This window comes from Streptomyces malaysiensis subsp. malaysiensis (assembly GCF_040653035.1).
GTDB classification, from domain to species: domain Bacteria; phylum Actinomycetota; class Actinomycetes; order Streptomycetales; family Streptomycetaceae; genus Streptomyces; species Streptomyces malaysiensis.
The window spans coordinates 1-18,246 of sequence record NZ_JBEZNG010000044.1; the positions used below are offsets into that span (position 1 = coordinate 1).

12 protein-coding genes and 1 pseudogene are annotated in these 18,246 nt (G+C 71.6%); 4 read left to right on the forward strand and 9 right to left on the reverse strand.

Translation table 11 applies throughout. The features are described from left to right. The 4 genes from AB0E24_RS42870 to AB0E24_RS42885 all read right to left on the reverse strand — a co-directional run. A partial coding sequence (locus tag AB0E24_RS42870; protein ID WP_359385241.1) for a flavodoxin-dependent (E)-4-hydroxy-3-methylbut-2-enyl-diphosphate synthase occupies window positions 1–290 on the reverse strand: 290 nt, incomplete at its 3' end. Between the two features lie 141 nt (window positions 291–431). Then, window positions 432–1,733, reverse strand: a complete 1,302-nt coding sequence (locus tag AB0E24_RS42875; RefSeq protein WP_079259155.1) for a M50 family metallopeptidase — start codon at window positions 1,731–1,733, stop codon at window positions 432–434. Next, the gene (dxr, locus tag AB0E24_RS42880; protein ID WP_359385243.1) at window positions 1,730–2,992 is read right to left on the reverse strand and encodes a 1-deoxy-D-xylulose-5-phosphate reductoisomerase; all 1,263 of its coding nucleotides are present in this window, start codon (window positions 2,990–2,992) and stop codon (window positions 1,730–1,732) included. Before dxr ends, AB0E24_RS42875 begins: the two co-directional genes overlap by 4 nt. A 186-nt stretch (window positions 2,993–3,178) precedes the next feature. Next, window positions 3,179–5,113, reverse strand: a complete 1,935-nt coding sequence (locus AB0E24_RS42885) for an acyl-CoA dehydrogenase family protein (RefSeq protein WP_359385246.1) — start codon at window positions 5,111–5,113, stop codon at window positions 3,179–3,181. A gap of 290 nt (window positions 5,114–5,403) precedes the next feature. Between AB0E24_RS42885 and AB0E24_RS42890 the strand changes: the two genes are divergently transcribed. Next, on the forward strand, window positions 5,404–6,420 hold the full coding sequence (locus AB0E24_RS42890) for a LacI family DNA-binding transcriptional regulator (protein ID WP_093703124.1): 1,017 nt from the start codon (window positions 5,404–5,406) through the stop codon (window positions 6,418–6,420). Window positions 6,421–6,512: 92 nt separating this feature from the next. Here AB0E24_RS42890 and AB0E24_RS42895 read toward each other — a convergent pair whose 3' ends face one another. After that, a complete protein-coding gene (locus tag AB0E24_RS42895) occupies window positions 6,513–7,214 on the reverse strand; it encodes a glycoside hydrolase family 12 protein (protein ID WP_069866356.1) in 702 nt (233 codons plus the stop codon). Window positions 7,215–7,421: 207 nt separating this feature from the next. On the opposite strand from AB0E24_RS42895, the pseudogene AB0E24_RS42900 reads away from it, so the two are divergent. Continuing rightward, window positions 7,422–7,916, forward strand: a pseudogene (locus tag AB0E24_RS42900) (carbohydrate-binding protein); the annotation flags it as partial. Window positions 7,917–8,001: 85 nt separating this feature from the next. Here the strand turns inward: AB0E24_RS42900 and AB0E24_RS42905 are convergent. The 3 genes from AB0E24_RS42905 to AB0E24_RS42915 all read right to left on the reverse strand — a co-directional run bounded on the left by AB0E24_RS42905 (window position 8,002) and on the right by AB0E24_RS42915 (window position 13,941). Then, window positions 8,002–9,462: an aldehyde dehydrogenase family protein gene (locus AB0E24_RS42905; RefSeq protein WP_102937163.1), complete on the reverse strand. Its 1,461-nt coding sequence runs from the start codon at window positions 9,460–9,462 to the stop codon at window positions 8,002–8,004. Between the two features lie 216 nt (window positions 9,463–9,678). Then, window positions 9,679–11,442 carry a PucR family transcriptional regulator gene (locus AB0E24_RS42910; RefSeq protein ID WP_359385249.1) on the reverse strand — a complete coding sequence of 588 codons (1,764 nt, stop codon included), beginning with the start codon at window positions 11,440–11,442 and terminating at the stop codon, window positions 9,679–9,681. Between the two features lie 210 nt (window positions 11,443–11,652). After that, a complete protein-coding gene (locus AB0E24_RS42915) occupies window positions 11,653–13,941 on the reverse strand; it encodes a type IV secretory system conjugative DNA transfer family protein (protein ID WP_383144830.1) in 2,289 nt (762 codons plus the stop codon). 393 nt (window positions 13,942–14,334) lie between these two features. Between AB0E24_RS42915 and gabT the strand changes: the two genes are divergently transcribed. Both gabT and AB0E24_RS42925 read left to right on the forward strand, forming a co-directional pair. Next, on the forward strand, window positions 14,335–15,684 hold the full coding sequence (gene gabT, locus AB0E24_RS42920; protein ID WP_347236608.1) for a 4-aminobutyrate--2-oxoglutarate transaminase: 1,350 nt from the start codon (window positions 14,335–14,337) through the stop codon (window positions 15,682–15,684). 102 nt (window positions 15,685–15,786) lie between these two features. Then, complete coding sequence (locus AB0E24_RS42925) at window positions 15,787–16,734, forward strand: phosphatase PAP2 family protein (RefSeq protein WP_359385253.1); 948 nt, start codon at window positions 15,787–15,789, stop codon at window positions 16,732–16,734. Window positions 16,735–16,792: 58 nt separating this feature from the next. Here AB0E24_RS42925 and AB0E24_RS42930 read toward each other — a convergent pair whose 3' ends face one another. Beyond that, entirely contained in the window at window positions 16,793–18,241 is a 1,449-nt protein-coding gene (locus AB0E24_RS42930) for an NAD(P)/FAD-dependent oxidoreductase (protein ID WP_359385255.1), read from the reverse strand. Window positions 18,242–18,246 lie beyond the last annotated feature (5 nt).

Sequence of the window (18,246 nt, forward strand, 5' to 3'; positions counted from 1 at the left end):
TGAATGTCGGCAATGACCGGAATCTGCGACTTCTTCGCGATCACCGGCAACGCATCCGCATCATCCTGCGAAGGACACGCCACCCGCACAATCTGACACCCCGACGCCGTCAACTCCGCGATCTGCTGCAACGTCGCACCGACATCCGCAGTCACCGTCGTGGTCATCGACTGCACCGAGACCGGCGCATCGCCACCCACGGCCACCGACCCCACCTGGATTTTCCGGCTGACCCTGCGCTCGGCGAGCTTGGCCGGTACGGACGGCATTCCTAGCGAAATCGCAGTCATCTGGTTCGTAACCCCAAGAAGGTGTGTGAGTTGCCGGAGATCAGCGGACTCCGATCTCCGAGATTACGGCACCGGCCATGGCGTGGGCACACCCCGCTCCTGAAGTCCACCCAAAGGTGAACTTCAGGACATCTCGTGTCGTCAGGAGATTTTCACGGGGTTCACGACGTCCGCCACCAGGACGAGAAGGGTGAAGCAGATGAAAACTCCGGCGATCACATAGGCGACCGGCATCATCTTGGCGACGTCGAACGGGCCGGGGTCGGGCCGCCGGACCAGCCGGGCGGCATGGCGCCGGATGGCCTCCCACAGCGCGCCCGCGATATGGCCGCCGTCCAGCGGCAGCAGCGGAAGCATATTGAACAGGAACAGCGAGAGGTTGAACCCGGCGACCAGGAAGAGCATGGTCGCGATCCGCTGGGAGGGCGGGATGTCGAGGTTGGCGACCTCGCCGCCGACCCGGGCCGCGCCCACGACACCCATCGGGGAATCCGCCTTGCGCTCGGCGTCCCCGAAGGCCGCGTTCCACAGGTCCGGGATCTTGGAGGGCAGGGCGATCATGGAGTCGACGCCGTCCTGGACCATGTTGCCCATACGGTCCACGGACTGCCCGAAGGACTGCTGGACCACGCCGTTGGCCGGGGTGAAGCCGAGGAAGCCGGCGGTGACGAACTCGCCCTCGACATAGCCGCCGTTGCCGTCGGACTTGGCGACCTGGTTCTCTATGAGGTTGGCGTGCAGGGTCTTGCGGACGCCGTCCCGCTCGACGGTGATCGTGGCGGGGCCGGTGGTCCGGCGGATGTCCTGCTGGAGCGCGCCCCAGTCCGGGGTGCGGTGCCCGTTGAAGGCGACGATCTTGTCCCGGGGCTGGAGACCGGCGGCCTTGGCCGGGGAGTCCTTGGCCCCCTTGGGGCACTTGTCGGTGGAGGACGAGGCCGCGACCACGCACTGGGAAACCGTGCCCACGCTGGTGGTCTGGGTGTTGACGCCGAAGCTCATCATCACCCCGACGAAGATCGCCACCGCGAGGATCAGGTTCATGAACGGCCCGGCGAACATCACGATCACGCGCTTCCACGGCTTGCGCGTGTAGAAGAGCCGCTTGTCGTCGCCGGGCTGGAGCTCCTCGAACGCGGCCGACCGGGCGTCCTCGATCATGCCGCGCCACGGAGAGGTGGAGCGGGCGGTGATCTTGCCGTCGTCGCCCGGCGGGAACATCCCGATCATGCGGATATAGCCGCCGAGCGGGACCGCCTTGATGCCGTACTCGGTCTCGCCCTTCTTCCGGGAGAAGATCGTCGGCCCGAAGCCGACCATGTACTGCGGCACCCGGATACCGAAGAGCTTGGCCGTGGAGAGATGGCCCAGTTCATGCCAGGCGATGGAGATCAGCAGGCCGACGGCGAACACCACTATGCCGAGGACCGTCATCAGTGTCGTCATGCGCGATCCTCCGGGGTCGCCTTCGCCGCTCGGGCGGCCAGTTCCGTTGCGCGGGCGCGGGCCCATGTCTCGGCCTCGAGGACGTCCGCGACGGTGAGCCGGGTTCCCACGGCGGGGGTGCCGTGTTCGGCCACCACCTCGGCGACCGTATCGACGATTCCGTTGAAGGGCAGCTTTCCGTCAAGGAAGGCGTCCACACACTCCTCGTTCGCCGCGTTGAAAACGGCCGGGGCGGTGCCGCCGAGGTCGCCGACCTTGCGGGCGAGCCCGACCGAGGGGAACGCCTCGGTGTCGAGGGGGAAGAATTCCCAGGTGTGGGCCTTGGTCCAGTCGCAGCCGGGCGCGGCGTCCGGCACCCGCTCGGGCCAGCCGAGGCCGAGCGCGATGGGCATCCGCATATCGGGTGGGCTCGCCTGGGCGAGCGTCGAGCCATCGGTGAATTCAACCATCGAGTGGATATACGACTGAGGGTGGACCACCACCTCAATCCGTTCGAAGGGAATGTCGTACAGCAGATGAGCCTCGATGACCTCGAGGCCCTTGTTGACAAGGGTCGCGGAGTTGATCGTGACCACCGGGCCCATGTCCCACGTGGGGTGGGCCAGCGCCTGCTCCGGGGTGACCGAGGCCAGCTCCCGCTTCGTCCGGCCGCGGAACGGACCGCCGGAGGCGGTGACGACCAGCTTGCGGACCTCGTCGCGGGCACCGCCGAGCAGCGCCTGGAAGAGCGCGGAGTGCTCGGAGTCGACGGGGACGATCTGACCGGGCTTGGCGACCGCCTTGACCAGGGGGCCGCCGACGATGAGCGATTCCTTGTTGGCCAGCGCCAGCACCCGGCCCGCCTCCAGGGCGGCCAGGGTCGGCGCCAGGCCGATGGAGCCGGTGATGCCGTTGAGCACGGTGTGGCACTGGGAGCGGGCGAGTTCGGTGGCCGCGTCGGGCCCCGCCAGGATCTCGGGGAGCGGCTCACCGGCGCCGTAGAGCGCGCTCAGCGCCTCGCGCACCTCGGGCACCGCCTCCGGACGGGCGACCGCGACCCTGTCCACCCGCAGCCGGTGGGCCTGCTCGGCGAGGAGCCCGGCCCGGCCCCCGGCGGCGGACAGGCCGGTCACGCGGAAGCTGTCGGGGTTGCGCAGCACCACGTCGATGGCCTGGGTGCCGATCGAACCGGTGGAGCCCAGGATCACGATGTCGCGCACGCTCGCCGCGGCGGTGGCCGCCGGATAGCGCAGATGCGGGTCAGCCAGGGATTCCGTCATTCCCCCATTGTGGCGGCAAGGGGTGACGGCTCGGTGACAAGCCCCGGGATCCGGCGATCGCGGGCCCCAGCGGCTGCTCAGCGCATGCTCCGGCGGCTCCTCCGCGGCTCTCCGGGCTCCTCGTCGGTTCTGCTGCGACTTCTCGGTGGTTCCTCTGCGAGTCCTCGGTGGTTCCTCGGTGGTTCCTCAGCGGATGGGGCGGTGGACGTTCTGTTTGTCGGTCGGGCCCGGGGTGGCGTCGGCGATCCAGGGGCCGTCGCCGCTGGGGTCGAGAACGCCCTGCTCGAGCCATTCGTACGCCCCGGAGAGCACCCCGGAGACCACCTTGCGGTCGAGGTCGTCGGTGTTGGTCCACAGCCGTGCGAAGAGCTCGTCGGCGCGGATCCTGGCCTGCCGGCAGAACACATCGGCCAGCTGATAGGCGGCGGCGCCGTGGTCACCGCGGGAGCGCAGCATCTCGGCCCGTACACAGGCCGCGCTCATCGCGAACAGCTCCGCGCCGATGTCCACGATCCGGCTGAGGAAGCCCTGTTTGGTCTCCATCCGGCCCTGCCAGCGGGACATGGCGTAGAACGTGGAGCGGGCCAGTTTGCGGGCCGAGCGCTCCACATAGCGCAGATGCGGTGAGAGGTCCCGATGCCCCGCGGGGTGGAATTCGGGGTAGGCGCCGGGCAGTTGGCCGGGGCCGGTGAGCAGACCGGGCAGCCAGCGGGCGTAGAAGCCGCCGGCCTTGGCGGCCGCCTTGCCCTTGTCCTGGAGGGACTTGTCGGGGTCGATGAGATCGCCCGCCACCGACAGATGGGCGTCCACGGCCTCGCGGGCGATGAGGAGATGCATGATCTCGGTCGAGCCCTCGAAGATCCGGTTGATGCGCAGATCGCGCAGCATCTGCTCGGCGGGGACGGCCCGCTCCCCGCGGGCGGCCAGCGAGGCCGCGGTCTCATAGCCCCGGCCGCCGCGGATCTGGACCAGTTCGTCGGCCATCAGCCAGGCCATCTCGCTGCCGTAGAGCTTGGCGAGCGCGGCCTCGATGCGGATGTCGTTGCGGTCCTCGTCGGCCATCTGGGAGGCGAGGTCGATGACCGCTTCCAGGGCGAAGGTGGTCGCCGCGATGAAGGAGATCTTGGCGCCGACGGCCTCGTGCTCGGCGATGGGCTTGCCCCACTGCTCACGGGCGGCGGACCATTCGCGGGCGATCTTCAGACACCACTTACCGGCGCCCGCGCACATCGCGGGCAGCGACAGCCGTCCGGTGTTGAGCGTGGTCAGCGCGATCTTGAGCCCCGCGCCCTCGGGGCCGATCCGGTTGGCGGCCGGGACCCGGACCCGGTGGAAGCGGGTGACGCCGTTCTCCAGGCCGCGCAGCCCCATGAAGGCGTTGCGGTTCTCGACGGTGACGCCTTCGGAGGCGGTCTCGACGACGAAGGCGGTGATGCCGCCCTTACGGCCCTCGGATCGCGGCACCCGGGCCATCACCACCAGCAGGTCGGCGACCACGCCGTTGGTGGTCCACAGCTTGACGCCGTCCAGGAGGTAGTCGTCGCCGTCCGGCACGGCGGTGGTGGCCAGGCGGGCCGGGTCGGAGCCCACGTCCGGCTCGGTGAGCAGGAAGGCCGAGATGTCGGTGTGGGCGCAGCGCGGCAGGAAGAGGTCCTTCTGCTCCTGGGTGCCGAAGAGCTTCAGCGGCTGCGGTACGCCGATGGACTGGTGGGCGGAGAGCAGGGCGCCGATCGCCGGGCTGATGGAGCCGGCCAGGGCCAGGGCCTTGTTGTAGTAGACCTGGGTGAGGCCGAGGCCGCCGTACTTGGTGTCGATCTTCATGCCGAGCGCGCCGAGTTCCTTGAGCCCCTTGATGGTCTCGTCGGGGATCCGCGCCTCGCGCTCGATACGGGCGGCGTCGACCCGGGTCTCGCAGAACTCGCGGAGCTTGGCGAGGAAGGTCTCACCGCGGCGCACATCGTCCGGGGCGGGGGCGGGGTGCGGATGGATCAGATCGAGTCGGAAGCGGCCGAGGAAGAGCTCCTTGGCGAAGCTGGGCTTGTGCCATAGCTGTTCGCGTGCGGCCTCGGCGACCTGGCGGGCTTCACGCTCGGACACCGGCCTGACGGAGGATGCGGTCATCGGTGCTCCCTTGCCGCGAATGACGATCTCGTGACATTACCGGCACGTACCGCTGCCAGTGTGCATCCGGTCCGACGGGACGGCAAAGCGGGAGGACGCCGGGATCCGGAAGTTGGCGCGAGATCGCCGCGGGAGCGGGCGCCGGGAGGGCATACGCCGGGCGTCGAAGCGCTTCGACGACTATGGACACCCCTGCGCTATGGGTTTACCGTCAATCCACATGGCCAGCGGGAAGAGACTCGGCCATGCGTCGAAGCGCTTCGCAATCCCATCGGATGGAGTCAGCCCGCATGGTCACCCTCGCCGAGGTCGCACGCCACGCCGGAGTCTCCGCCAGCACGGTGAGCTACGTCCTCAGCGGCAAGCGGTCGATCTCCGCTCCCACCCGCGAACGCGTCGAGCACAGCATCAAGGAGCTCGGCTACCACCCCAACGCCGGAGCCCGCGCGCTGGCCAGCAGCCGCTCCAACATCATCGCGCTCATGGTGCCACTGCGGACCGATATGTATGTGCCGGTCATGATGGAGATCGCCATCGCGGTCGCCACCACCGCCCGCTCCCACGGCTATGACGTCCTGCTGCTCACCGGCGAGGAGGGCCCGGCGGCGGTGCGCCGGGTGACCGGCAGCGGGCTCGCCGACGCCATGATCGTGATGGATGTGGAGCTGGAGGACGAGCGGCTGCCGCTGCTGCACGCGGCCCGCCAGCCCACCGTACTGATCGGGCTGCCCGCCGACACCGTCGGCCTGACCTGCGTCGATCTGGACTTCACCGCCACCGGTGCACTGTGCGCCGAACATCTGGCGGAGCTCGGCCACCGTGAGATCGCCGTCGTCGGCGAGGCCCCGGCCGTCTACGAGCGCCACACCGGCTTCGCCGAGCGGACCCTGGAGGGGCTGCGCCGCCGCGCCGGTGAACTGGGGGTGCGGCTGCTGCACCGGGCGTGCGAGGGCAGCTACGAGTCCATGGACGGCACCCTCTCCCGGATCTTCGACGAGCGGCCCGGCACCACCGGCTTCGTGGTGCAGAACGAGGCGGCCATCGATCCGCTGCTCAGCCTGTTGCGCCGGCAAGGCCGCGCGGTCCCCGAGGACGTCTCGGTGGTCGCCGTCTGCCCCGAGCAGGTGGCCACCCAGGCGTCGGTGCGGCTCACCTCGGTGGCCATCCCCGCGCAGGAGATGGGGCGGCGCGCCGTGGAGCTGACCGTGGCGAAGCTGGCGGGCGGCGCCCCCGAGGAGCAGGTGACCCTGCTCGCCCCGGAGCTGACCGTACGGGCCAGCTCGGGCCGGGCGCCCGGTGCGCCCTGACCCGCCCCGCGCCCGCCGTTCCCAAGCGGCGTACCCCTTGGCGTACTCGGTGACGTACCGCCGCCGTGCGGGACGGCGGCGGTACGCGGGCGTCAGCTCGCGTTCACCCCGAAGCTGTTGGTCCGGAAGTCCAGACCGCCGGACGAGGAGGTGATCTCATAGCCGAACTGGACGTCGCCGATGGTCACATCGCCGAACCAGCCCTTGGTGTTCTTGATCCAGTTCACGATGGGCTTGATGTCCACGGAGCCGGAGGTGGAGTTCGAGGTGCGGATGAACGAGAAGACCTCGTTGGCGCCGTTGCTGCCCTTGTAGACGCTCCAGGTATGGCCGCCGAGGGCGACATCGCCCTGGGCGGTGCCGAGCGGGCCGACCGGGCCGGTCTTGTTGACCCAGAGCATGATCTCGTAGTCGTAGTTGGTGTCCCAGATGTCGTACGAGGTGTTGTACGCGCCCGAGGACGGCACCGTGACGTTGTAGCTGCTGGTCAGGGTGGAGATGGCGCTGATCTTCCTACCGACGACCTTCTTGGCGTTGGGGTAGGACTTGATACCGCCGGTGTTCGGGTGGTCGGCCCACACTCCCCAGTCGCTGTAGGAGTTGGCCCAGATGGTCTGGGATCCGGCGCCGGAGCCCCAGATGTTGTTGTAGAGGGTGTAGCCGCCGTTGGACCAGGTGCCCCACTGGTCCGAGGAGGACCAGGTGGCGGCCTGGGCGGGGGCGGCGGCGAAGCCGATCAGCGCGAGTAACGCGATCAGCGGGGTCAGGAAGAGCGTTCGAGCGGCTCGTTGCACGGGACCTTCCCTTTCGGATGGCGGATTCGAGCGGAGCCAGGACCATGACCGCGAAGCGGTCCAGCCGGACGCCGGTGTGGTGCGTACGCCCGGTGAGCAGATCCGTCCGCGGGGACGGAAGGGGGACGGCCGCCGGGGTGCGGCCGTGGGTGAGGAGGAAGGGATACGGCCGCGCCGCACCGCCCCGACGCCTTCGGGGAGTCCGGGCAGCGCGGGGGCTGGGTGGTCCAGGAGACGTTCAAGCTCGAAGCGCACCGCGACGGACACCTCCTCAGACACTTGGGGACCGGTGGCTACGTCTGTGTCGCCGCGGGCGGGCTGAAGGTTGCCGAGCGTGACAGCGTCGAGGAGGGGGCCGTCTTCCGGCTGGAGGTCGTCGAGCGTGGCGAGGACGCGGTGGCCTGCCGTGCCGACGCGGTCGGCCGACTGCTCTTCCGCGTATGCGACTTCGGCACGGGGGCCACATCTCTGACCGTCGAGGCCGCGAACGCCCCGGCCGGGGCGGGGGACGGTGGGACGGTCAAGGCGCATCTGGCCGACGGCACCGCGCTGGCCACCGCCGCCGTCCCGCCCACCGGCGGCCCCTACGCCTACACCACGGTCCGCGCCGATCTGCCCACGCCACCGGCCGGAGTGCGGGACCCACACATCACGTTGCGCGGCGGCGGTCTGAGACTGGCCCGTCTCGGCTTCTCCGGTTGAGGGTCCGGAGCGGCCGGGACGGGTCTCGCCCATGCGTCGGGCCCCGCCGTGAGGGCGGGGCCCGGCGGGGGTCCGGTGGGGTGGCTCAGAGGTCGAGGCCGGTGAGGACCATGACCCGCTCGTAGGTGTAGTCCTCCATCGCGTACCGCACGCCCTCGCGGCCGACACCGGACCGCTTGGCGCCGCCGTACGGCATCTGGTCGGCGCGGTACGAGGGCACATCGCCGACGATCACGCCACCGACCTCCAGCGCGCGGTGGGCGCGGAAGGCGGTTTGCACCTCGCGGGTGAAGACGCCCGCCTGGAGGCCATACTTGGAGTCGTTGACGGTCGCGAACGCCTCGTTCTCGTCCGTCACCTTGTGCAGGGTGAGCACCGGTCCGAAGATCTCCTCGCAGGAGACGGCGACATCCGCGGGGACGTCCGCGAGCACGGTCGGGGCGTAGCTGGAGCCCTCGCGCTTGCCGCCGGTCAGCACCTTCGCACCGGCCCGGACGGCCTCGTCGACCCAGGACTCGACGCGCTTGGCGGCGTCCTCGCTGATCAGCGGGCCGACATCGGTGGCGTCATCGGTCGGGTCGCCGGTGACCTGCGCCTCGACGGCCGCGACGATCTTCGGTACGAGCTCCTCGTAGACGGACGCGTCCGCGATCACCCGCTGTACGGAGATGCAGGACTGTCCGCCCTGGTAGTTGGAGAAGGTGCCGATACGGGTGGCCGCCCAGTCGAGGTCGGCGCCGGAGGAGTAGTCCGACAGGACGACCGCGGCGCCGTTGCCGCCGAGCTCCAGGGTGCAGTGCTTGAGCGGCACCGACTCCTTGATCGAGTAGCCGACCTTCTCCGAACCGGTGAAGGAGATGACCGGCAGCCGCTCGTCCTGGACCAGCGCGGGCATCCGGTCGTTGGGCACCGTAAGGACGCTCCAGGAGCCCGCCGGGAGCTCGGTCTCGGCCAGCAGCTCGCCGAGGATCAGCGCGGACAGCGGGGTCGCGGGCGCCGGCTTGAGGATGATCGGCGTACCGACGGCGATCGCCGGGGCGACCTTGTGGGCGCTCAGGTTCAGCGGGAAGTTGAACGGCGAGATGCCGAGGACGGTGCCGCGCGGGAAGCGGCGGGTCAGCGCGAGCCGCCCGGTGCCACCGGCGTCGGTGTCCAGCCGCTGGGCCTCCCCGCTGTTGAACCGGCGGGCCTCCTCGGCGGCGAACCGGAAGACGGAGACGGCGCGGCCGACCTCACCGCGCGCCCACTTGATCGGCTTGCCGTTCTCGTCCGAGATCAGCCGGGCGATCTCCTCGCCACGCTCGGCGATACGGCGCGACACATGGTCCAGCGCGGCCGCCCGGACATGCGCGGGGGTCGCGGCGAATTCCTCGCGCACCGCGTCGGCCGCGGCGACGGCCTCCTCGATCTGCGCGTCGGTGGGGACGCTCACCACGCCGACGCGGTGGCCGTCCCAGGGCGAGGTGACCTCGATCGTGCTCTCGCCCGTCGCCTCGCGGCCGGCGAGCCAGAACGCATGGGTGACAGCTTCGTTTGTGTCTGGCACAGCGGATCCCGACCCTTCTGAAGTGGTATCTCTCCTTCCACCGTAGGCGCGACCGGCCCGCTCGGTGTTTGTCCGAGGCGTAGCAGTCGAGGCCGCGCGCGCTCCGCTATGGCGTGCCCGATTCGGGATGGACCGTGCCAGGTTCGGGAGAGACGGGGGCGAGGTGGTCGGGGGCGGGCGGGGCGAGGCGGTCGGCTGGTGGCGGAGGTGTGCGTTTCAGGCCGAGGTGCCGGAGGCCGTGGCCTTGAGGGCGAGCCACAGCTCCATGCGGACGTCCGGGTCGTCCAGGGAGCGGCCCAGAATCTCCTCGACGCGGCGCATCCGGTAGCGCAGGGTGTGCCGGTGGACGCCGAGGTCGGCGGCGGCCGCGTCCCATTGGCCATGCCGGGAGAGCCAGGCGCGCAGCGAGGCGACCAGATCGCCCCGGCCGGTGGCGTCGTGCTCGTGCAGGGCGCGCAGCATGCCGTCGGCGAACGCCCTGACGGCGTCGTCGGCGAGCAGGGGCAGTACGGAACCCGCCGCGACCTGCTCATGTTCGACCAGCATCCGGCCGCGGCGGCGCGCCACCGACAGCGCCTGCTCCGCCTGACGGTAGGCGGCCGCGGCGGCGATGGGGCCCGCGGGGGCGGACAGCCCGATGACGAGTTCGTCGCCGCTGGGCGCGGCGGCGGTGCGGTCGCGGGGGCGGGCCTTGGTGCCGCGGCGGCCCTCGACGGTCCGGGCGTGCTCGGCGCATGCCGTGACCGCCGCCCCGCCGTCGGGGGCCAGCACGATGAGCCGCCCGCCGTCGGGGACGACCAGCACGGACTCGCCGGTGCGGGCCGCGGCCGCCTCCATGATGTCGATGAGCGTGGCGAGGGGGTCGCACGCCTCGGCTTCGCCCGCGGCCGTGCCGGCGCTTGTGCTCGCGGTTGTGGTCGTTGCGGCTTCGGTGGGGGCCTCGTCCGCGGCGGAGGGCGCGGCGTGGGGCTGCTGAGCCGCGCCGCCGCCGGACGGCACCTCGGCGACCAGCATCCGGAACGGCGCGTCGAGCAGCCCGCCGTACAGCCGCCCGGCGACCGCCCGGGCATGGTCGGGTTCGCCCGCGAGCAGCATCCTCAGCACGGCGCCGCCGAGCCGCTGCTCGGCGTCCTGTAGGGCGCGGGAGCGCTCGGTGGTCAGGGTCAGCAGCGCGACCGCGGAGTGCACGGCGTAGCGCTCGGCGGTGCCCAGCGGCGCGCCGGTACCGACCGCGAGCACACCGCGGGTGCGGCGCCCGGTGCCCAGCGACTGGAGCTCCACCCGGTCGGCGACGGCCGTGTCCTCGGCCGGTTCGGCGCTCGCGGCCCCGGCCGCGCAGCCCCCGCCGACCACGATGCTCGCGGGGCCGGGGCGGGAGCGCAGCCGTTCGACGTCGGCGGTAAGGCGGGCGGCGCGGCGGGCGGCCCAGTCGGGGGCGGCGGCGACCACGGAGCCGGAGGCGTCGTAGAGCGCGGCCCAGCCGTCGAGGTGGGCGGCGAGCCGGGCGAGCAGCGCGGTGGGCCCCTCGGCTCCGATGGCGGCGCGGGTCAGCTCGCGCTGCGCCTCGAACCCGGCGGTCACGGCCCGGTACTGGTCGGCGGCTATGGCCGCGGAGACGGCCTTGCTGATGGCGATGAAGGGGGTGGGGCGGGGCACGCCGATCAGCGGCAGCCCCTCCTCCTTGGCCGCCGCGGCGAGCGCGGCCGGCACCTCGGCGTACTTGACGCCGAGCGCGAAGCCGAGCCCGACTACTCCCGCGCCCACCAGCCGCCGCACATAGCGGCTCATCTCCTCCGGGTCGTCGGCCTCGATCTGCATCGCGGTGATCAGGAGCAGTTCGCCGCCGTCCATATAGGGCACGGGGTCGGCGAGCTCGCTCACATGCGCCCAGCGCACGGGCGTCTCCAACCGGTCCTCGCCCGCGAGAACGGACAGCTTGAGACCGGGGTGGCGGACCAGTGAGGCGAGCGTGGGAGGCATGGCACCTTCGATGCGAATGCGACGACTTCACCGTCCCGTATGAACGGCTACTGCCGATTCTGCCTCAATGGAGGAATACGCGGAATTGACGGCCTGATTTCGCCATCGGTCTGGCCGTGACGCTGCGGTTCCGGTTGCCCCGGCCACCCCTGAACGGGGCAACCGGGGCGGAACACCCAACCGCGACGAACGGGACGACCGGGCATCAGGTCATCCCCGGAGGTCCACCAGCACCGGCGGCCCGCCCTCGCCCCTTACGGAGGTCACCGACAGCACCGCATGCCCGGCGGGAACCGCGTGGGCCAGTTCGGAGGCGGACCAGCGCTCGCGCTCCACCGTCCGCACGGTCACCGACTGGGTGGTCACCGCCTTTCCGGTGACGACCTTACGGATGAAGTGCAGCACTTTGGTGAACGGTTCGTCGGCGATGATCTGCCGGTCGGTGACATCGCGCGTCTCGACCCACTCCGTGCCCCACACCTCCGCGAACCGCGCCCCGTCCCAGGTCGTCACCCCGGCGCAGGCCATCCGGCAGCCCACCGCGCCGAGCAGGGCGCTGCGCAGTCCCTCCGGGACGTCGTCGAGGGTGCGCAGGGTGAGCACCGCGCCCGCGTGGGCGGAACGGAGCCGCTGGATACCGCGCAGGGCCTCGGGGGTGATGGTGTGCGAGGCGTCGTCGAGGACCAGGCAGGCGAACAGCGAACGGTCGGCGCGGCCCACCGCGCATTCGGTGAACTGCGCCAGGACCAGCCGCGCCAGCATCCGCGACGCCTCCGCATGGCCGCGCTCGGGCAGATCGATACGGACCCGGAGGGGGTGCTCGAGGGCGCGGAGGGAGAACGGGCGGCGGTCGCCAGTGGTGTCGAAGAAGTCGGCGAACGCGGGCCGGTCCAGCAGCGCGATCCGGTCCGCGAGCAGCGCGCCCGCGTCCCCGGGCGTACCGGACTGCCGCACCCGCGCCTCCAGCTCACGGGCCTGCGCCCGCTCCCCGGCATCCTCCAGCGCCTCGCGCAGCGCGTTGACGGCCGTCTTGGAACCGTCCAGCAGCTCCCGCAGATCCGGGACGGACGGGAAACGGCCGTGGGCGGCGCGGTAGGGGCCGAGCAGCTGGGCCAGCGCGGTGGCGGCGCGTCGGCTGTCCCCACCGGGCAGCGAGGCGGCCATATCGCCGATCAGCGCTTCGGCGAGGATGCCCGCGGCCTCGTCGGGGTCGGTGGTGCCGCCGTAGAGGTCGAAGTCGTAGCCGGAGTCGGGCCGACCGATCTTCACGACGACGTCGAACGCCTCATCCGCCCCGAGCCCGGCCCCCGCCGCCCCGACCGCCACGACGGCGACCTGTCCGGCGAGCGCCTGAAGACACAGCGACTCCACGACGGGCCGCACCACCCGCCCGGTCTTCCCCGAACCGGGCGGCCCCACCGCCAGCAGCGAGGTGCCGAGCACATCGGGATCGAGTGCGAGCCCGACGCCGCGGTGCTGGTAAGGGTTGCGGGAGTCTTCGAGGGCGGTGCCGAGGCGGACCTGATGGGCGAGGAGATCATGACGCGCGGTCCGGGCGGGCAGATCCCGCGCCCCGGACGGGTGGCCGTACGAGGCGGCGCCGTGGCGCAGCACGGTGTCGGTGAACGACGCGAGGGAGTTCCGCCCCGCCCGCACGGACTGCCAGGCGCGCTCGATCCGGGCGTGGTCGACGTCGTTCATCGCCCCCGCCCGCGCGTCCGCCGCCAGCCGATCAGCCGCACTGTGCGCCCCCGCGGCCCGCAAGTGCGGCCACTCCACCGGATCCCCCTCCGGCCGCCTCGCGACGGCCACCTCGGGGTCGGGCTCGTCCCAGGCCCGCCGGAAGAGGGGCGCGACGTAACGGCGCCAGACTTCGGGCCAGTGGCCGACGCGACCGAAGATCACGGCGAGGGCGGCGACAACAATGCCGATGTAAACGCGCTGGGACAGCCAGCCCGCGTGTGTGTTGCCTCCGCGCTCGTACCACGAGTCCGGAGTCAGCAGATACATGGGCCACAGCCAATAGCCGCCCAGGTACCCGTTCCACAGCAGCGACCAGACCAGCCAGCCGCAGAGCGCCGAGATCACTGCCCCGCTGAGAAGCCGCCGCCCCGGGATCCGATCCGGCTCCTCCGGCGCCTTCGGCCTGTGCTCGTACGTCCACACCCCCGGCGCCGCCTCAGACCGCGGAGCGCGCAGCCAGGCGGCGAAGGACGGGCGGGCAGCGGGGCCGGGGGGCGAGGCGACGCCGGGGGCCGCCGGGGGCGCGGTCGGCGGCATCGGCGGCGGCCCGACCGGATGCCTCGCGGCAGCCCCGGGAGATGACGCGTCCGCCCCGGGCCGGGGCGTGGAGGGCTGCTCCGAGGCTCGCGGGTGGTCCTGCGCGTGGGGCGGTTGCGGCCGGAATCCTGAGGTTGCCGAGGGCGGGGATTGCGGGGGCGGGGGTGGGAGGCGGTCGTGGCGTGCGCTGCGTGGGTCGAACGTGCCCTCGGTGTCCATGTGCTGCCCCTTGCCCCCTGACCGGCTGTTCCTCGGCTTTCGCGCCATCGCTCAATCTAGTGTTCCCGCGCGGGGAGTTCAGCGACCCGGGCGGTGCCGTCTCACTCGCGGGGCCCGTAAAGCGGTCAGGGGACCCGTAAAGCGGTCACGCGGTCCGGTAAGGCCGTCACGGCGGTCCGGTAATGCGGTCACGCGGTCCGGTAACGCGCTCGCGGCGTCCGTAAGACCGCCGCGCGATCCGTAAGACCGCCGCGCGATCCGTAAGGCGGTCGCCGGGCTATGGCCGTCGCGGACAAGGCAACACGCGCACTGCTCCCGAACGGAACATGCCTCATCCGCCGCGGCGCCCCTAGCCTGCGATTAAAGCCCCCGTACTTTCCCCTGGAGCCCCTCATGACCGAATTGTCCGGAGGCCCGTCCCTCCCCCAGGAGCGTCGCGTCGTCACCGCCATTCCCGGCCCGAAGTCGCAGGAGCTGCTCGCCCGTAAGAACGCCGCGGTCGCCGGCGGGGTGGGGAGTGTGCTGCCGGTCTTCACCGTGCGCGCGGGTGGCGGTGTGATCGAGGACGTGGACGGCAACTCGCTGATCGACTTCGGTTCCGGTATCGCCGTGACCTCCGTCGGCTCCTCCGCGGAGGCCGTCGTGCGCCGGGCGTCCGCACAGCTGGCGGACTTCACGCACACCTGTTTCATGGTCACGCCGTACGAGGGCTATGTGGAGGTCTGTGAGGAGCTGGCGCGGCTCACGCCCGGCGACCACGCCAAGAAGTCGGCGCTGTTCAACTCGGGCGCCGAGGCGGTGGAGAACGCGGTGAAGATCGCCCGTTCGTACACCAAGCGCCAGGCGGTCGTCGTCTTCGACCACGGCTACCACGGCCGGACCAACCTCACCATGGCGCTCACCGCCAAGAACATGCCGTACAAGCACGGCTTCGGCCCCTTCGCGCCCGAGGTCTACCGCGTTCCGCTCGCCTACCCCTACCGCTGGCCGACCGGCCCGGAGAACTGCGCCGAGGAGGCCGCGGCCCAGGCCATCGACATGATCAGCAAGCAGGTCGGGGCGGAGAACGTGGCCGCGATCATCATCGAGCCGGTGCTCGGCGAGGGCGGCTTCATCGAGCCCGCCAAGGGCTTCCTGCCCAGGATCGCGGAGTTCGCCAGGGCCAATGGCATCGTCTTCGTCGCGGACGAGATCCAGTCCGGATTCTGCCGCACCGGTCAGTGGTTCGCCTGTGAGGACGAGGGCATCGTCCCGGACCTGATCACCACCGCCAAGGGCATCGCGGGCGGTCTGCCGCTCGCCGCCGTCACCGGCCGCGCGGAGATCATGGACGCGGCGCACTCCGGCGGTCTCGGCGGCACCTACGGCGGCAACCCGGTGGCGTGCGCCGCGGCGCTCGGCGCGATCGAGACGATGCGCGAGCTGGACCTCAACGCCAAGGCCAAGCGCATCGAGGAGGTCATGAAGGGCCGCCTCGGCGCGATGCGGGAGAAGTACGACATCATCGGCGACCTCCGCGGCCGCGGCGCCATGATCGCCATCGAACTGGTGAAGCCCGGTACCAAGGACCCCAGCCCCGAGGCCACGGCCGCCGTCGCCAAGGCGTGCCACTCGGCCGGGCTGCTGGTGCTGACCTGCGGAACCTACGGCAATGTGCTGCGTTTCCTGCCGCCGCTGGTGATCGGCGAGGACCTCCTGAACGAGGGTCTCGACATCCTCGAGAGCGCCTTCGCCGAGCTGTGACTGTGAGTGATCGATGGGTGGCGTGAAGAAGATGTGCGGGGCCGATGACAGGTGGGTGATCGGTCTGTCCGCCGGGGCTTCGCTGCCGTACGGTCATTGCAGATGAGAGAAACACCCCGCTCGCAGGGGACTGCGGGCGACGCCGAGCCGGTGCTTCCCCAGCCCCGACCCGGCTGTGCCCTCGCGCACACCACTGGAGCCTCCGGCTCCGGATCTCCTCACCGATCGGACGGCCGCCCGCCCCAAACCCCCCGGGGCGCGCGGCACACCGGTCGCCACGGCGGCCCCGGAACCACCCCCCCTGTTCCGGGGCCGCCGACTGTTCACCCCCCTTCCTCCGCGCCACGGGCGCCGTTCCGCACGCCCCTCGCGCTGAGCGCACCGCCTCTCGCGCTGATCGCGCCCCTCGTACTGATCGCGCTGCTCGCGCTGTGCACCTGGCAGATCGCCGCCCACGGCCCCCTGCGGACCTACGACGAACGGCTCGGCCGTGCGATCGCCGGCTCGGCGTTCCCCTCCCCCGTCGCCGAGTTCCTCGCCGACCTCGGCAATACGGCGGTGGCGGTCCCCGTCCTCGCCGTCGCCCTCGGCTGGGCGGCGTGGTGCGCCCGGCGCGCGCGAGAGCCGCGCTGGTGGCTGCCGCCGCTGGCCGCCGCGGTGGCGATGGCGGTGGTTCCGGCGCTGGTGGTTCCGTTCAAGGCGCTGATCGACCGCCCCGGACCGCCCGGCCCGCTGTCGGGCGAGAGCGGATTCTTCCCCTCCGGCCATGCCGCCACGGCCGCCGTCGCCTACGGCGCGGCGGCGCTGCTCCTCCACCCGTTCCTCCGCCCGCGGCTGCGGCGGCCCCTGCTGGTGGCCGTCGCCGTGCTGAACGTCGCCGTGGCCGCCGGGCTGGTCCGGCGCGGCTACCACTGGCCGCTGGACACCGTCGCGAGCTGGTGCCTGTGCGGTCCGCTGCTGTGGACGGTGCTCAAGGTGCTCGAAGTGACCTGGTCGGACCGCTCGGGCCACGTGGACCGGTCCCGGGCCACACGGGACGCCTCGGGGTAACCGCACCGCGGCCCGCCCACAGCGACATCCGGCGCCGACCATCAGCTGACGACGGCCCTCAGCTGTCGAAGCCCAGCCCCACCTTGTCCATCGCCTTCAGCCACAGATTGCGGCGCCCGCCGTTCTCGTCGGCCCGTGTCATGGACCACTGGGTGATGCCGATGCCCGCCCAGCGCACCGGCTCCGGCGGGAAGGGCAGGGGCTTGCTGCGGACCATCTCCAGGCGGGTGCGCTCGGTGCGCTCGCCCGCGAGCAGATCGAGCATCACCTCGGCGCCGAAGCGGGTCGCCCCGACGCCCAGGCCCGTATAGCCGAGGGCGTAGACCACCCTCCCCCCGTGCGCGCTGCCGAAGAACGCGGAGAAGCGCGAGCAGGTGTCGATGGCGCCGCCCCAGGCGTGGCTGAAGCGCACGCCCTCCAGCTGCGGGAAGCAGCGGAAGAAGTGCTCGGCGAGGGTGCGGTACGTGGCGGGGTGGTGATCGTATTCGGCGCGCACCCGTCCGCCGTAGCGGTAGACGATGTCGTAGCCGCCCCACAGGATGCGCTGGTCGGCGGTGAGCCGGAAGTAGTGGAAGTGGTTGGCGGTGTCGCTGAGCCCCTGCCGTCGCCGCCAGCCGATCGCGTCGAGCTGCTCCGCAGTGAGCGGTTCGGTCATCAGCGCGTGGTCGTAGACGGGCGCGATGTACGGGCGGACGCGGCGCACCAGGGAGGGGAAGGCGTTGGTGGCGAGCGCCACCTGGCGGGCGCGGACCCGGCCGTAAGGGGTGCGGACGGCCATGGCCGCCCCGCTGCTCGCCAGCCGTTCGGCCGGGGTGTGCTCGTAGATCCGTACGCCCATCTCGACGCAGGCCCGGGCCAGGCCCCAGGCGAGTTTGGCGGGGTGCACCATGGCCACGCCCCGGCGGTCCCACAGCCCGGCGAGGAAGGTGGGCGAGTCGACCTCGGCGCGTACCGCGTCACGGTCGAGGAATTCCTGCTCCCCGACGCCGAGTTCGGCCGCCATCTCGGCGGCCTCGCGCAACTCCGCCACCTGGTGGGGCGCGGTGGCCACGTCGATCTCGCCGGTGCGTTCGAAGTCGCAGTCGATGCCGTAGCGCTCGACGGCGGACTCGATGGCGTCGAGGTTGTGGTGGCCGAGCCGTTCGAGTTCGGCCAGTTCATCGGGCCAGCGGGCGGCGCCGTTGCCGAGGCCGTGGGTGAGGGAGGCGGCGCAGAAGCCGCCGTTGCGCCCGGAGGCGGCCCAGCCGATCTCCTGGCCCTCGACCAGGACCACCTCGCGGTCGGGGTCGCGCTCCTTGGCGATCAGGGCGGTCCACAATCCGCTGTAGCCGCCGCCGACGACGAGCAGATCGCAGCGCTCCTCGCCGACGAGGGCGGGGCGGGGGCGCGGCCGGCCGGGGTCGTCCAGCCAGTACGGCCGGTACGCGGCGTCGGCCAGGGACTTCAGGGCGGACGGGTCGGGGGCGCCGTCGCCCCCGGACGAGCGGGTCATGGCGTCCGTGGCCATGGTTC

What these genes read in the sequence shown, in the direction of transcription:
- gabT (WP_347236608.1), top strand. Translation starts at nt 14,335, where the DNA reads ATGACCGAATTGTCCGGAGGCCCGTCCCTCCCCCAGGAGCGTCGCGTC.
- dxr (WP_359385243.1), bottom strand. Translation starts at nt 2,992, where the DNA reads ATGACGGAATCCCTGGCTGACCCGCATCTGCGCTATCCGGCGGCCACC.
- AB0E24_RS42890 (WP_093703124.1), top strand. Translation starts at nt 5,404, where the DNA reads ATGGTCACCCTCGCCGAGGTCGCACGCCACGCCGGAGTCTCCGCCAGC.
- AB0E24_RS42925 (WP_359385253.1), top strand. Translation starts at nt 15,787, where the DNA reads ATGAGAGAAACACCCCGCTCGCAGGGGACTGCGGGCGACGCCGAGCCG.
- AB0E24_RS42915 (WP_383144830.1), bottom strand. Translation starts at nt 13,941, where the DNA reads ATGGACACCGAGGGCACGTTCGACCCACGCAGCGCACGCCACGACCGC.
- AB0E24_RS42910 (WP_359385249.1), bottom strand. Translation starts at nt 11,442, where the DNA reads ATGCCTCCCACGCTCGCCTCACTGGTCCGCCACCCCGGTCTCAAGCTG.
- AB0E24_RS42930 (WP_359385255.1), bottom strand. Translation starts at nt 18,241, where the DNA reads ATGGCCACGGACGCCATGACCCGCTCGTCCGGGGGCGACGGCGCCCCC.
- AB0E24_RS42875 (WP_079259155.1), bottom strand. Translation starts at nt 1,733, where the DNA reads ATGACGACACTGATGACGGTCCTCGGCATAGTGGTGTTCGCCGTCGGC.
- AB0E24_RS42885 (WP_359385246.1), bottom strand. Translation starts at nt 5,113, where the DNA reads ATGACCGCATCCTCCGTCAGGCCGGTGTCCGAGCGTGAAGCCCGCCAG.